Origin of the sequence: Nocardia sp. NPDC058499, from assembly GCF_042719915.1 — a bacterium.
Taxonomy (GTDB): domain Bacteria; phylum Actinomycetota; class Actinomycetes; order Mycobacteriales; family Mycobacteriaceae; genus Nocardia.
In genome coordinates, this window is record NZ_JBHXMZ010000002.1 from 481,183 (window position 1) to 495,732 (window position 14,550).

The following is a 14,550-nucleotide window of genomic DNA, read 5'->3' on the forward strand; positions in this document are numbered from 1 at the left end:
TGCCCGTTGCTAACTTTCGCTCGCAACACAACAACGAAGAGCGGGAACGGTATGACTGCGGCAACCACGACATATCTCGAGCTGTCGGAAGAGGGAGGGTCGGCGCACAAGTTCTACGAGGTCGTCGCGGACGGCAACCGGGTCACCATCCGGTACGGACGCATCGGAGAGCAAGGCCAAAGCAAGGTCAGTTCTTTCGCCGACGCACAGAAGGCGCACGCGGCGGCACAGAAGAAGATCAACGAGAAGAAGCGGAAGGGTTACGCACCGGCCGTACCGGGTGCGCGGGCGGCCCGCCCGGTGACGCGACGCGCCATAGCCAGCCGCCGCTCGACCGCTCGTACCGCGCCGGTGCTGTGGAGCTTCGATTCCGGTGCCGCGGCATTCGGGATATTCGTCGACAACGAACGCTGCTGGATAGGCAACGAGAACGGGGATGTGTTCACGCTGACACCCGGCGGTGACGTGGTCGGCCGATTCCGGTTGCCGGACTCCGTGAAATGCATCGTCGCCGACGACTTCTGGATCTACGCCGGCTGCGACGACGGTCGCGTCTACGATCTGTCGGGCAAGGTCCCCCGGGCGGCCTACGATATCGCCGCAAATGTCGATATCTACTGGCTCGATATCCACGACGGCATCCTCGGTGTCTCCGATGTGGAGGGTGGGCTCACCGTTATCGATCACGAGGAAGAGTCGCTGTGGAACCGCCGCAGCCACGGCGATTCCGGTTGGATGGTACGAATCGACGACGACGGCGTCTACCACGGCCACTCGGCCGGGGTCACGAAATACGACCTGGTCGACGGCAACCACCGATGGAACCGGGACACCGGCGGACCCGTACTCTTCGGCTGGCAGGAAGCCGAAGCCGTGTACGCGGGGACCGCGCGTAATCAGGTCAGGATGGTGGACAAAGCCGGCCGCTCCGATCGTGCATTCCAATGCGATGCGGCGGTGTACTCGTGCGCGGCCTCACCGGACGGGCGGTACGTCTTCGCCGGCGACAACTTCTCGTCGGTCTACTGCTTCGATGCCGACGGGCGGCGCCGCTGGAAACTCGGCACCGGCTGCGGTTCGGCCTATTCGATGCAGTACCACGACGCACGGCTGTACCTCGTCACCACCAGCGGCACCCTGGCCTGCCTCGATGTGAGCGAGACCGCCGTCCACGACGCCGAACAGGGCCTACTGCCACAGACAGTTTCCGTGAAAGCGCCGCCGATGGCCGCGGTGGTACCCAGCAGCACCTTGGAAGTTGCTACCGACAGTTCCGGTGGAGTCGTCGTCGAATGCGTCGACCTGGACGGACGGCTGCGCGTGCACGTCGTCTCCCCCGGCTTTCAACGAGAATGGAACGTGCAGTTCCCCCGCGATATCCGGCAGGCCGGGACCCGCTATGTGGTGGACGGGGTGACCGAATCCGCTCGCGGCGGGTTCTACCGGGTGCGGGGCGATATCCGCCGATTGAGCTGATCCGAGTGAGCCGCGAAATATGATCCAACATCCACCCCTCCAGCAATGCGGAGAACCCTGAGGGTCTCCGGTGGAGCCGATCCCGATCAGCCGTCCATCGCCGGCTGCGGCGCTGCTGTCACTTCGTAGCCGAGATGGGTGAGCACCTGCGTGGTGGCCTCGGCGTAATCGAGGGCTCGACGGAGAACGGAACCCGCGTCGCGGAATGGGTGCGCGGGCGGGCCCCCGCCGCGCGGACGCCCCGGTAACAGGTCAGCGCAGCGCCTGGGCCGCCGCGACGAGATTACGCAGCGAGGCGACGACCTCATCCGTGCGGCGGATCTTCGGACTCCCGCACAGTGGGGTCCGGATCGTCCAGATCCAGGACGGTGTCGGCCAACTGGTCCAGCACCGCGCTCTGGTGACTGATGATCAGGAGCGCGGGCCCGTCGCGGCGTAGCCGGTCGAGCAGGTCGATCACTGTCTGCTGGGACTTCGCGTCGAGTGAGGCGGTGATCTCGTCACAGATCAGGATCTGCGGGTCGGCGGCCAGGGCACGGGCGAGGGCTATCCGCTGCTGTTGCCCGCCGGAGAGTTCTCCGGGGTGGCGGGTGGCCAGGTCCGGGTCGAGGCCGACCTCGGTCAGCAGGCGGGTCACCTCGAGGTCGGCTGTGGCGGTATCCATTCCGCGCAGCAGGGTCAGTGGCCGGCGGATCTGGGTGCCGACGCGGTGCGCCGGGTTCAGCGCGGTGGCGGGGTTCTGCGGGATCAGTTGCAGTGCGCGACGCTGCGGTGTCGTGCGTTCGTCGGTACCGGGCGGCAGGATTGTCCCGGCCAGCCGGATGGTGCCGCTCGCCGCCGGGTGCAGACCGGTCAGCGCCCGGGCCACGGTGGTCTTCCCCGCTCCGGAGACCCCGGTGAGCGCGAGACAGGAGCCGGGGAGCAGGTCGAAGGAGAGACCGTCGACAACCCGCCGTGAGCGGTACCCGACCGTCAGCGCTGCCACCTGCAGAATCGGCTCCTGGCCGGAGAGCTGTGGTTTCCGCATCGTCACCGCCGCTGCTCGGCTGTCGGAGCCGCGTATCGGCCGATGGGAAACAACCCGGCCGGCGTCGAGTTCGAGCACATCGTCGACGAGCGGTGCGATGCCGGGGAGATCGTGCGTGATGATCACGAAGGTGGTGGCCGCATCCCGGCGTACCTCGCCCAGCATCTCGACGAGATCGACGCGGGCCCGCAGGTCAAGTCCGGTCGTGGGTTCATCGAGGACGATCACTGCGGGATCGCCGATCATGGCCATGGCCACCAGGACTCGCTGCTGCTGGCCGCCGGACAACTCGTGCGGGAACCTGCGGCGGAACGCACGATCGGCGGGCAGGCCCACGCGGCGCAGGGCGGCCGCCACATCGTCACCGGTTCGTTCGAGTCCGCTCGCCCGGATGATCTCGGTGATCGAGGTGCCGATCCGCAGCGCCGGGTTCAGACCGGTGGCCGGATCCTGCGGTACGAACCCGACGGCCCGGCGGTGCCGCACGCCCCGGCCGACGGTGGCCGTGCCCGAGGCCGACAGCCCGCGCGGCAGCGCACCGAGCACGGCCGAGACGAAGGTCGTTTTCCCGGCACCGGAGGGCCCGATGACAGCCAGCCCTCGTCCCGGGGCCAACTGCACGGAGACGTCCTCGAGGAGCACACGTCCGGCGTCGGTCCGGACAGTGAGTTGCTCGGCGCGCAATCCTTCGCCGGCATCCGCTTCCGGTGCCGCCGTGCTGTTGCGGCGGCGAGGTGGGACGATCACCCGGTCACTGAGCATATTGACCGAGACCACCAGAACCATGATCAGCAACGCCGGGGCGAGCACGGACCACGGTTGCATACCGAATCCCGGCCGGTTCTCGGTGATCATCAGTGCCCAGTCCGGTGCCGGCGGGCGCAGGCCGAGTCCGAGGAAACCACCGACCGCCACGATCGAGATAACCCCCGACAAGCGCACACCGGCGTCGGCCAGCACCACACCACGCAGATTGGGCAGGATCTCGACCACGGCAATCCGCCACAGCGGTTCGCCCCGGGCGCGGGCCGATTCCACATAACCCGCACCGGCGATATCGTGCACCGCGGTGCGGACGATCCGCGCGATCCACGGCGCGGCAGCCAAGGAGGAAGTCAGCAGTACGGCCGCCGCTCCCGGGCCGAGCGCGGTGGCCGTCACCGCCAGCACCAAGAACCACGGGATGACGACGATCGCGTCCACCGGCCGCATGATCCACGGATCCGCCCGTGGCCGCAGTCCGGCCAGCAGACCCAGTGTCAGCCCGAGCGTGTAGGCGATGAACAGCGACGCCGCCGAGACGCTGATCAGCGACCAACCGCCGTGCAGCAGACGGGACAGCACATCCCGGCCCACGACATCGGTGCCGAGCAGATGCTCCGCGCCGGGCGGCCGGAACGGTGCCGCGACCGAGGCCGTGGGCGGATACGGGGCGAGCAACGGTCCGAGCGCCACCAGACCCAGAATCCCCGCGACGACCAGCGCCCAGCCCGATTTCCTCACCATCGTCCTGCCCCCAAGAGTGTGCGGGCTCGCGGGCTGATCAGCAGGGCGAGCAGATCCGCCAGCAGGTAGACAGCGATCCCGAATGCCGCCAGCAGCACAGCTGCGGACTGGACGAACGGGTAATCCCGCGCCGCGATCGCGATCAACAGTTCCTTGGATACGCCGGGATAGGAGAAGAGGGTTTCCACGACCGCAATGCCACCGATCAAACCCACCACCGACCCGGCGAGCGGATGGATGGAGGCGGACACGGCGTTGGGCGCGATATGCCGCCACGCCAGCCGGAACCCGCCGACACCGTTGAGCCGTGCGGTGCGGATGTATTCGGTCGCCATGACCTCGGCAGTCTGGGCGCGCACGATCCGCGCGGGATGCGGTGACAGGCCCGCCAGGAGACAGATCACGGGCAGCACCAGCACCGCGGGCCTATCCCAGACGCTCGTGCCGGTGGGAACCAGCGATACCGCGGGCAGCAGCCGCAGCGACAGCGCGGTGATCGCCACCAGCAGGACACCGGTGATGAACGGCGGCACCGATTCGACGGCCAGCGCACCGGCGCTGACCACCCGGTCGGTGCGCGACCCCGGGCGGGCGCCGGCCAGCAGCCCCAGCCCCAGCGCCAGCGGGATCAGCAGCACGATCGTGAGCAGTCCCAGCGCGGCACTGTTGGCCAAACGGTCGAACAGCACCTCGGCGACCGGGCGGCCGGAGATCAGCGAATCACCGAGGTCACCCCGCAGGAATCCGGCGACCCATTCGGCGAACCGGACCGGCGCCGGCCGGTCCAGGCCCATTTCCGCACGCAGTGCCGCCAACTGCTCGGGCGGGGGATCACCCGCGCCACGCCGGGACAGCACCACCACCGCCGCATCCGAATCCAGCAGTTCGAACAGCAGGAAAACCAGCACGGTGACCGCGGCGAGCACACCCGCCCCGGCGCCGGCGCGGCCGAGAATATATCGCAGCACGCCTCAGGCCTGCGGAGTCATCCAGGTGGTGGCGTAGTTCGCCCAGTCGTCGGTACCCGGAACGCCGGCGCGCATCCCTCCGACGGTGTTGCGGGCGGCGTCGGGCCGTTTGGCGAAGCTGTGCAGGATGAGCCCGCCTTCCCGCCACAGCTCGTCCTGGAGTTCGAAGTACAGTTCGCGGCGCCGCTCGGGATTCATGGCGGCCCGGGCCCGGGCGAATTTCGCATCCCAGGCGGGCCGCCGCCATGCGGTGCCGTTGCTCGGTGAGGTACTGGTTCCGGTCTGGCCGTAGAAATAGTCCAGGCTGTAGTTCCACCACCCCACATGCGTGAGCGCGCGTTTACCGGAGACCTGGGAGAAGTAGGTATCGGCGGGCGCGGATTCGAGCCGGATGGTGATGCCCGCGGCCTTCGCCTGTTCGGCGTAGAGGGTGGCCGATTCCACCATGCCCGGCATACCGTCGGCGGTCACCAGCGCGACCTCGAGGTTTTCCTTCCCCGCGGCCCGCAGCAGGTCCCGGGCACGCTGCGGGTCGTAGCTGCGCTGCGGCAGGGTGTCGTTGTAGTACGGCGCTCCCTTGCCATAGATATCGTTGCCGACCTCGCCGTACCCGTAGTAGACGGCATCGACCATCGCCTGCCGGTCCACGGCCAGCCGCATCGCCTGCCGCACCCGCACATCGTCGAACGGCGCCAGATCGGTGCGCATCTGGAAACACCCCATCAGCCCCTCGGGCGGTACGTATACCGTCGCGGCCGGGTCGTTCTCCAGGTTGCGAGCCTGCAGGTAGCTCATCTCGTGCACCACGTCGCCCTCACCGGAGAGAAAGGCGTTCATCCGGGCTTCGGTTTCGGCGATCTGGACGATCTCGACCTCGTCCAGCAGCGCCGGGCCGTCCCAGTGGCGGTCGTTGCGGCGCAGTAGCGTGCGGTCGCCCGGCGACCAGGCGACCAGCGCGAACGGCCCGGTACCCACGGGCAGGGTGCGCTGGTCGAACTCCGTGGTGCCGTCCTTGACGACATAGCAGTACCACCCCGCGAGCACCGATCCGAAGTCGGCGATCGGTGTTTTCATGGCGACCAGCACGTCGAGTTCGCCGTCCGCCTTGGTCCGCGCCATATCGACCATTGCCAGGTCACCGGACGAGGCCCGCGCCGGGTCGAGCATCCGCTCGAAACTCCACAGCACATCGCGGGAGGTCAGCGGACTTCCGTCGCTGAACACCACCCCGGGTCGCAGACTGATCCGCCAGACGCTGCCGTCGGCGTTCGGTTCCAAGGACCGGGCCAGGCGGTACCGCAGGGTGAGATCGTTGTTGTAGGCGACCAGCTTGTCCCAGACATTTTTCGATACCGCCCCGCCGGCCGAACTCCCCGCCTCGTGCGGGTCCAGCACATCGGAGGTCGCGGACCGCCCCGCGATCAACGACCGCAGCCGGCCGCCCGATTGCGGTGGGCCGGACGGCGGCCCGGACGGCCCGTCCGCTGTACCACAGCCCGTGAGCAGCCCGGCGCCGCCCAGAGCGGTCAGTCCGAGCAGACCCGCGCCGGTTGCCAGCAGTCGTCGGCGGCCGAGCACTGTCCGACCGGTTGTGGAGTTGTTCATCGCCATCCTCGTGGGGTGTCACCCGATACCGTGGCGCAGGTGTCCTGGCTCCCGGATCGACGCATCCCCGCCTGCCTTCCGACCCGGGTAGGTCGTGGCTACTGATGGCGGATCGCTCCTCGGTGACAGTTGCGGGACAGCCCCGGATTCGCACCGGTGTTCCCTGCTCCACGGAGGACGTTACCGGGAATGCGTTCTACTCGGCGGATCCGGGCAGCGAGAACGGTGCGCGGCCCCCGCCCTCGTCATCTCGCGGGCGAACCCTCGATCAGCGCTGCGCGGGCCAGCGTGGCCTGCGCCATCTTCACATGCGCCGCATCGACCAGCACTCCGTCGACCCCCACCGCACCGCGTCCCGCCGCCTCGGCGTCGCGGTATGCGGCGATATTGCGTTCGGCCAGCGCGATTTCCCCGGCGGTCGGTGAATAGACGGTGTTCGCGATCGGCACCTGTACCGGGTGGATCGCCCACTTCCCGGTGTAGCCGAGCAGTGATGCGCGGCGGGCGTCGCGTTCGTAACCCTCGGTGTTGCCGTAGTCCGGGAACGGCGCGTCGATCGCGACGATGCCCGCGATCCGGGCCGCGACGATGACCTTCGCGCGGGCGTAGTGCCAGAAATCGCCGGGGTAGTCGCCGAGCGGTTCGAAGTTCGTGTCCACCCGGGCTCCCTGGGAAAGCGAGAAATCGCCCACACCGAAGATCAGCGCGTCCACTCGCGAACTCGCCTTCGCGATCTCCTCGGCATTGGCCAGGCCTTCGACCTCTTCGATCAGCACCTCGAGGCGGATTCTGCGGTCGAGGCCGAGTTTGGTTTCCAGCTGGGTGAGCAGCAGATCGACCCACCACACATCCCGGGCGGTGCAGGCTTTGGGGACGACGATGGTGTCCAACCGGTTACCGGCGCGAGTCACCACCTCGATGATGTCGTCGTGGCACCACTGGGTGTCGAGTCCGTTGATCCGTACGGCCCGGACCGTGCGGCCCCAATCGAGGTCGTTCAGGGCGCCGATCGCCTTCTCCCGGGATTCCTCCTTGAGGCTTTCCGGTGTGGCATCCTCGAGGTCCAGGAATACGAGGTCGGCGCCGCTGGCGAGCGCTTTGCCGAACATATGGTCGTTGCAGGCCGGGAGCGCCAGTTCGGAGCGGCGCAGCACAGAGGTCATCGAAAATCCTTCTTTCCGGGGTGGTTCACAGCACGCCGCGGGCGCGCAGATCGTCCAGTTCGGGGTCGGTCAGGCCGAGGATGTCGCGGTAGACCTCACTGTTGTGCTGACCGAGGCGCGGCCCCAGGTGGTCCAGCCGGCCTGTCGCGCCGGAGAACCGGGGCACCGGCGCCTGGACGGTCATCGTGCCCAGTTCGTCGTCGCCGACGGGTACGAAGACACCGCGATGCCGCATCTGTTCGTCGCCGACCAGGTCGGCGATATCGTAGACCGGGGCGGCGGCCACCTCGGCGGCATCGAATACCGACATCGCCTCGGCGAGAGTGTGTTCCGAGACCCACGCCGCCACCACCTCGTCCACCTCCGCCGCACGGGACAGCCGCCGTTGCGGATCGGCGAAATCGGCGTCGGTGACCAGGTCGTCACGGCCGATGGCACGGAATACCCGCAGCGCGAGCGCGGGTGAGCTGCCGGACATGGCCAGCCAGCGGCCGTCGCTGGTGCGGTAGGTGTTGCGGGGTGCCGAGATATCCCAGCGATTTCCGGCCCGTGCGGGCACGAGACCGAGCTGGTCGTAGCCGAGCAGGGTTTGTTCCAGCAGCCGGGCCAGCGGGTCGACCAGGTTGATATCGATCAGCTGTCCCGGGCCGCCGTGTACATCGCGATGGTAGAGCGCCATGACCACGGCGTAGGCGGCGTTCAGCGAGGCCACACCGTCGGCAAGCATGAACGGCGGCAGGGTCGGCGGGCCGTCCGCCTCCCCGGTGAGATGCGCGAAACCGCTCATCGCCTCACCCAGCGTCCCGAACCCGGGACGTTCACTCTTCGGCCCGCTGAGCCCGAACCCGGTGATATGCAGCATGATCAGGCGATCGTTCACCGCGGACAGACTCGCGTAGTCCAACCCCCAGCGGCGCAGGGTGTGCGCCCGGGTATTGGCGATCACCACATCGGCCTGCGCCGCGAGCCGGCGCAACAGTTCCTGCCCCTCGGGCGCTCTCAGGTTCAGCGTGACCGATTTCTTGTTGCGGGATACCGATTTCCACATGAGGCCGATTCCGTCGCGCTGATTACCCCATGCGCGGATCGGGTCGCCCGAATCCGGCTGCTCGACCTTGATCACCTCGGCGCCGAATTCGCCGAGATAGGTGGCCGCCAGCGGTGCGGCCGCCAGTGTGGCCATGTCCAGGACGCGGATCCCCTGTAGCAGGGAACCGCTTGCGGTGCCGCTCATCTACACGCTCGATCCGGCGGCAGCGCGCGTGGACGCGGGAACGGCCAAACCCAGGTGTTCGCGCAGCGTGTTCCCCTCGTAAGCGGTGCGGAACAGGCCGGCCCGCTGCAGATGCGGCACCACCATCCGGACCACGTCCTCGAACGCGCCCGGCATATGGGTAGCGGCCAGTACGAAGCCGTCACACGCCTCGCCGTGGAACCATTCCGCCATCTGCTCGGCCACCTGCGGTCCGGTGCCGACGAAACGCGGCCCCTGCAGGAGCGTGGCCCGGTGCCCGGCCAGATCCCGCACCGTGACCGGGCGGCCGAGGTGGGCGCGCATGTTCTCCACGAGCCCGCGGATACCGGAGATCGAGGCGATCACCTCGTCGGTCACCTGGTCGTCGAGGCCGTGCCGGGCGAAATCGTAGTTGGTCAGCTCGGAGAGCAGCGTCAGCGAGGCCATGGGGTCCACGAGATCGTCGAGCAGCATGGCCTCGCGTTCCTTGGCGTGCTGCTCCGACTCGCCGACCACCGCGTAGGCCATCGGGCATATCTTCACCGACCTCGGGTCCCGGCCCGCCGCATCGATGCGGGCCTTCTGGTCGGCGTAGTGGCCGCGCGCCACCTCCAGGCCGGGATCCCCGGTGAAGATCAACTCGGCCCAGCGCGAGGCGAACTCGCGACCCCGGCCGGAGGACCCGGCCTGCATGACCACCGGCCGGCCCTGGGGTGGCCGCGGTACTGTCAGCGGTCCGCGCGCGGAGAACCAGCGGCCCGTGTGCCCGAGTTCGTGCACTTTCGCGGGATCGGCGAAATACCCGGCCACCCGGTCGTGCTGCAGCGCGCCGTGTTCCCAGGTATCCCACAGTCCTGCCACCACATCCAGGAATTCGTCGGCACGGTCGTAGCGCTCTTCGTGGCCGAGATGCGCTTCGAGGCCGAAGTTCTGCGCTTCGCTGTCGTTGACCGAGGTGACCACATTCCAGGCCGCCCGGCCGCCGGACAGGTGGTCCAGCGTGGCGAAGGTGCGCGCCACATGGAACGGCGCGTAGTAGGTGGTGGAGTAGGTGGCGCCGAGACCGATCTTGGATGTGGCCTGCGCCAGCACCCCGAGCACCACACTGAGATCCAGCTTCACCGGACGGGCGCCGGTGCGCACCGCTTCGGCGACCGAACCACCGTAGATCCCGGGCATCGCCAGCCGGTCATCGAAGAACATCAGGTCGAAACAGCCTTCTTCCAACTGCCTGCCGACCTTCGCGTAGTAGGACGCGTCCAGGTAGCCGTGTTCGGTGTTCGGATGCCGCCAGGAACCCGAGTACACCGATGTACTGCCCGCCTGCATGAACGCGACCAGTGACATCCGGTCGTCTCGTTTCGCCGCCATGCACCGAATGTAACATCTGATATATCAGGTATCAACGGTCAGATGCGGTATTCCAGGTGCTGATAAGCTCGGCGGATGACAGCTGTCGACATTTCCGGCACCGTGCGCGAACGTGCCGCACGTGAACTGCGCGACCGCATTCTCACGGGTGCGCTGCCCGCCGGTTCGCGGGTCGACCTGGACGCCATCACCGAGGAGTTCGCCACCAGCCGCACGCCGGTACGCGAGGCGCTGCTCGAGCTGTCCTTCGAAGGTCTCGTGCGAGTGGCGCCCCGGAGCGGTATCACGGTGATCGGGATCAGCGGCGACGATGTGCGCGACAGTTTCGTCCTGCTCGGCGTACTCACCGGCCAGGCCGCGGCATGGGCGGCCGAGCGTATCGCCGGCGAGGAACTGGTGCGGCTACGCGAACTGGCTCAGGCGGTGGCCGACCATGCCGGCGGCGACGGAATCGGTGAGGCGAACTGGAGATTTCACCAGGCCATCCACCACGCCGCCCACTCGCCCCGGCTGCTCACTCAGATCAAACAGGCGGCGCGGGTGGTGCCGTCGAACTTCCTGCGCCTGTTCCCTGAGCACGAGAAGCACTCGCTGCACGAGCACGACGAACTACTCGACGCACTCGAAGCACGGGATACCGGCGCGGCCCGGGCCATCGCCGAGCGACATGTCCTGGCCGCCGGGCACTTCCTGGCCGACTGGCTCGAGCACCGGAAACAGGAGCGACAGGGCTGACCGAGAGGTCATTGCGCGGCTGCTTCCGGCGATCGGAGTTCGACGAGCAGGTCTCCCCCGTCGACCTGGGCGACGGTTCCGATCGCGACCCGGGCTATCGTTCCGGCCCGCGGCGCGGTGATTGCCGCTTCCATTTTCATGGCCTCGATGGTCCCGAGCGTGTCACCGGCGGTGACGGTATCGCCTTCGTCCACCGACAGGGTGACGACACCGGCGAAGGGAGCCGCCACGTGCCCCGGGTCGTTGCGGTCGGCCTTCGCCGCGGCCTTCACCGCACCGGCTACGGAACGGTCGCGCACCGCAATCGGGCGCAACTGTCCATTGAGAATGCACATGACCGTGCGCATACCGCGTTCGTCGGGTTCGGAAACGGCCTCGAGCCCGATGAGCAGGGTGACGCCTTTCTCCAGCTGGACTCGGTGTTCCTCACCGTAGCGAAGGCCGTAGAAGAACTGGTTGGCCGAAAGGCCCGACGTATCGCCGTAGGTGTCCCGGTGTGCCAGGAATTCGCCGGTGGGACCGGGGAACAGCAGCCGGCTCAGGCGGGCGCGGCGTTCGGCCGAATCACCGTCGAGCGCTTTCTCATCTGCTTCGGTGAGCGCGACCTCCGGTTTCGCGGCACTGCGGCCTTCCAGCGCGCGGGACCGGAACGGTTCGGGCCAGCCACCGGCCGGTGTGCCGAGTTCACCGCGCAGGAAACCGATCACCGAATCCGGGATGTCGTAACGTGCTGGATCGGCGGCGAACGATTCGGCGTTCACACCCGAACCCACCAGAGCGAGCGCCAGATCCCCCACGACCTTCGACGAAGGGGTCACCTTGATCAGCCGGCCCAGCATCCGATCGGCGGCGGCATAGGTGGCCTCGACCTCTTCGAACCTGTCACCCAGTCCGAGGGCGATGGCCTGCTGCCGCAGATTCGACAGCTGACCGCCGGGGATTTCGTGGGTGTAGACGCGGCCGGTCGGCGCCGGGAGCCCGGATTCGAACGGGGCGTAAACCTTGCGCAGCGCTTCCCAGTACGGTTCGAGTTCGCAGACGGCCCGCAGGTCGAGGCCGGTGTCGAATTCGGTGCGCGCGGCGGCGGCCACGATGGCCGAGAGGGCGGGCTGGCTGGTGGTACCGGCCAGTGCCGCCGAGGCACCGTCGACGGCGTCCGCGCCGGCCTGCCACGCGGCGAGGTAGGTTGCCAGCTGACCGCCGGGAGTGTCATGGGTGTGGACGTGGACCGGCAGATCGAAATTCGAGCGCAGGGCGGTCACCAGTTTCACCGCGGCCGGGGCGCGGAGCAGACCGGCCATATCCTTGACGGCCAGCACATGGGCCCCGGCCTCGACGATCTGCTCGGCGAGGCGCAGGTAGTAGTCGAGAGTGTAGAGATCCTCACCCGGGCTCGTCAGATCGCCGGTGTAGGACAGTGCGACCTCGGCCACGGCCGTGCCGGTTTCGCGGACGGCGTCGATGGCCGGGCGCATCTGGTCGATATTGTTGAGCGCGTCGAAGATACGGAAGATATCGATGCCGGTCTCGGTGGCTTCGGCGACGAAGGCCCGGGTCACCTTCTCCGGGTACGGCGTGTAGCCGACGGTGTTGCGGCCACGCAGCAGCATCTGCAGGCAGATATTGGGGATCGCTTCGCGCAGCGCCGCCAGCCGTTCCCACGGATCCTCGTAGAGGAAGCGCAGCGCCACATCGTAGGTCGCGCCACCCCAGCATTCCACCGACAGCAGTTCCGGAGTCATCCGGGCGATATGCCCGGCCGCCGTCACCAGTCCGTCGGTGCGGACGCGGGTGGCGAGCAGGGACTGGTGCGCGTCACGGAAGGTGGTGTCGGTGACGCCGACGGCTTTCTGTTCCCGCAGCGCCGCGGCGAACCCGCCGGGCCCCAGGCGCAGCAGCTTCTGCCGCGATCCCGCCGGCGGCGCCACCGCCAGGTCGATCGCCGGCAGTTTGTCGTGCGGATACACCGCCGTGGGCCGCGCCCCGTACGGTTTGTTGACCGTCACATCGGCCAGGTACTCGAGGATGCGAGTGGCGCGGTCGGCGGAGGCTCGGGTGGTGAGCAGGTGCGGGCGCTCTTCGATGAATCTCGTCGTCACCAGCCCGGCGCGGAACGCCGGATCGTCGAGAACCGCCTGCAGGAAAGGGATATTCGTCGCCAGCCCGCGGATCCGGAACTCTGCGACCGCCCGGCGGGCGCGGGCCACAGCGGTATCGAAATCGCCTCCGCGGCACGTCAGTTTCACCAGCATCGAGTCGAAGTACGCGCCGATCTCGGCACCGACGTGCGCACCACCGTCCAGGCGGACGCCCGCACCACCTGGACTCCGGTACGCGGTGATACGACCGGTATCCGGGCGAAATCCATTGGCCGGATCCTCGGTGGTGATCCGGCATTGCAACGCCGCACCGCGGATCCGGACCGTCTCCTGACTCAGCCCGAGATCGGCGAGCGATTCACCGGCCGCGATCCGCAACTGCGACTGCACCAGATCGACATCGGTGATCTCCTCGGTCACCGTGTGCTCGACCTGGATGCGCGGATTCATCTCGATGAAAACGTGGTTACCGCGTTCATCCAGCAGGAACTCCACGGTTCCGGCGCAGCTGTATCCGATCGCGCGGGCGAGGGCGACGGCATCGGCGCAGATCCGTTCGCGTAGTCCGGCGGGCAGGTTCGGGGCGGGCGCGAGTTCGATCACCTTCTGGTGTCGCCGCTGCACCGAACAGTCGCGCTCGAACAGGTGCATCACATTGCCCTGGGTATCGGCCAGGATCTGTACCTCGATATGGCGTGGGTTCACCACCGCCTGCTCCAGGAAGACCGTGGGGTCGCCGAACGCGGATTCGGCTTCCCGCGAGGCCGCCTCGATCGACTCCCGCAACTGTTCGCGGGCCTGTACTCGGCGCATACCGCGGCCGCCACCACCGGCGACCGCCTTGACGAAGACCGGGAACTCCAAGTGCCCGGCGGCCGCGAGCAGCTCCTCGACGTCGGCCGACGGCGGGCTGGACTGCAAAACCGGTAACCCGGCGGCACGCGCGGCCGCCACTGCCCGCGCCTTGTTACCCGTCAGCTCGAGCACCTCGGCGGAGGGGCCGATGAAGGTGATCCCGGCGTCGGCGCACGCCGCCGCCAGCCGGGGGTTCTCCGAGAGAAAGCCGTATCCGGGATAGATCGCATCGGCACCGGCGGCGATCGCGGTGCCGACGACCTCGTCCACCGACAGGTACGCGCGGACCGGATGCCCCTGTTCTCCGATCTGATAGGACTCGTCGGCCTTGTGCCGATGCGGGGAATTGCGGTCCTCATAGGGAAATACCGCGACCGTACCGGTCCCGAGTTCGTAGGCGGCGCGGAACGCGCGGATCGCGATCTCACCGCGGTTGGCAACCAGGATCTTGGAGAACATATCGGTCGACCTCGTCGGATCAGGGCGCAGAGGTGGGCGCGCCGGGGGAACG

General features: G+C 68.0%; 9 protein-coding genes and 1 riboswitch. Of the genes, 2 read left to right on the forward strand and 7 right to left on the reverse strand.

Annotated elements, in window-relative coordinates:
• The first annotated feature begins 51 nt into the window (after nt 1–51).
• The gene (locus ACFWPH_RS07395) at nt 52–1,476 is read left to right on the forward strand and encodes a WGR domain-containing protein (protein WP_378748742.1); all 1,425 of its coding nucleotides are present in this window, start codon (nt 52–54) and stop codon (nt 1,474–1,476) included.
• Nucleotides 1,477–1,780: 304 nt separating this feature from the next.
• On the opposite strand, the gene ACFWPH_RS07400 is transcribed toward ACFWPH_RS07395, so the two are convergent.
• The 6 genes from ACFWPH_RS07400 to ACFWPH_RS07425 all read right to left on the reverse strand — a co-directional run bounded on the left by ACFWPH_RS07400 (nt 1,781) and on the right by ACFWPH_RS07425 (nt 10,350).
• Nucleotides 1,781–4,009 (reverse strand): ATP-binding cassette domain-containing protein, encoded by a 2,229-nt coding sequence (locus tag ACFWPH_RS07400; protein WP_378748743.1) that lies wholly within the window; start codon nt 4,007–4,009, stop codon nt 1,781–1,783.
• Complete coding sequence (locus tag ACFWPH_RS07405) at nt 4,003–4,977, reverse strand: ABC transporter permease (RefSeq protein WP_378748744.1); 975 nt, start codon at nt 4,975–4,977, stop codon at nt 4,003–4,005. Before ACFWPH_RS07405 ends, ACFWPH_RS07400 begins: the two co-directional genes overlap by 7 nt.
• Nucleotides 4,978–4,980: 3 nt before the next feature.
• Nucleotides 4,981–6,582 (reverse strand): ABC transporter substrate-binding protein, encoded by a 1,602-nt coding sequence (locus ACFWPH_RS07410; protein WP_378748745.1) that lies wholly within the window; start codon nt 6,580–6,582, stop codon nt 4,981–4,983.
• Nucleotides 6,583–6,598: 16 nt separating this feature from the next.
• A riboswitch (cobalamin riboswitch) is annotated at nt 6,599–6,780 on the reverse strand.
• A 47-nt stretch (nt 6,781–6,827) separates the two neighbouring features.
• A complete protein-coding gene (locus ACFWPH_RS07415; protein WP_378748746.1) occupies nt 6,828–7,745 on the reverse strand; it encodes an HpcH/HpaI aldolase/citrate lyase family protein in 918 nt (305 codons plus the stop codon).
• Nucleotides 7,746–7,770: 25 nt separating this feature from the next.
• Nucleotides 7,771–8,955 (reverse strand): CaiB/BaiF CoA transferase family protein, encoded by a 1,185-nt coding sequence (locus tag ACFWPH_RS07420; protein WP_378749421.1) that lies wholly within the window; start codon nt 8,953–8,955, stop codon nt 7,771–7,773.
• Between the two features lie 24 nt (nt 8,956–8,979).
• Nucleotides 8,980–10,350 (reverse strand): LLM class flavin-dependent oxidoreductase, encoded by a 1,371-nt coding sequence (locus tag ACFWPH_RS07425; RefSeq protein WP_378748747.1) that lies wholly within the window; start codon nt 10,348–10,350, stop codon nt 8,980–8,982.
• Nucleotides 10,351–10,425: 75 nt separating this feature from the next.
• Between ACFWPH_RS07425 and ACFWPH_RS07430 the strand changes: the two genes are divergently transcribed.
• Nucleotides 10,426–11,085, forward strand: a complete 660-nt coding sequence (locus ACFWPH_RS07430; protein WP_378748748.1) for a GntR family transcriptional regulator — start codon at nt 10,426–10,428, stop codon at nt 11,083–11,085.
• 8 nt (nt 11,086–11,093) lie between these two features.
• On the opposite strand, the gene ACFWPH_RS07435 is transcribed toward ACFWPH_RS07430, so the two are convergent.
• On the reverse strand, nt 11,094–14,498 hold the full coding sequence (locus ACFWPH_RS07435; RefSeq protein ID WP_378748749.1) for a pyruvate carboxylase: 3,405 nt from the start codon (nt 14,496–14,498) through the stop codon (nt 11,094–11,096).
• Nucleotides 14,499–14,550 lie beyond the last annotated feature (52 nt).